This is a genomic window from Vibrio sp. 1401 (genome assembly GCF_033340295.1).
In genome coordinates, this window is sequence record NZ_JAWOWF010000518.1 from 1 (window position 1) to 618 (window position 618).

The 618-nt window shown below is 46.9% G+C and carries 2 pseudogenes; one reads left to right on the forward strand and one right to left on the reverse strand.

The window, feature by feature from the left end:
• Positions 1-285, forward strand: a pseudogene (locus tag R7Z77_RS26585) (catabolite repressor/activator); the annotation flags it as partial.
• 9 nt (positions 286-294) lie between these two features.
• On the opposite strand, the pseudogene R7Z77_RS26590 reads toward R7Z77_RS26585, so the two are convergent.
• A pseudogene (locus R7Z77_RS26590) lies at positions 295-618 on the reverse strand (endonuclease/exonuclease/phosphatase family protein); the annotation flags it as partial.

The window sequence follows — 618 nt, forward strand, 5'->3', positions numbered from 1 at the left end:
GTTCAAGCAGACAGTTTGCCTGATGCGATCGTGACGACTTCCTACACGTTGCTTGAAGGCGTCCTGGACGTGATGCTTGAAAAGCCGGAACTCATGAGTCAAGTTCGTCTGGCGACATTTGGTGATAATCGACTGCTGGACTTCTTACCAGTGAAAATCAACTCTCTGCCTCAGCAATTTGAGTTAATTGCTGATAGCGCGATGGAGTTGGCACTGAATGCCTCGGCCAAACGTTACAAACCGGGTGTGGAGCTTATTCCTCGCAAAATTGTCAAACGACAATAGTCTCGGCACTTACAGTTTCACCTCGACCGTCAGCGACACAAACGCGTGATCGCTGGCGTTTTTGTCTTTCTCATAGGATGGGTTAATCAGGTGTTGTTCTAACACTTGATAATCAATCACTTCCGCTACCGATACATCCGAATGTGTATCAAACTCTTGAGAAAGCAGGATGTAATCCAGCACGTTCCCCGTAGAAAAGTGGTAGTGAGTCGCAGCGCGCACTTCAAGAGACGAGCCAGTTTGCAGATGCCAGCCATCCTTTAGTTGTAATTCAGTGACGCTGTCACTAAATGTTTCGATAAGCACGTTATTAACGCTTTCTTTTGAGATGGG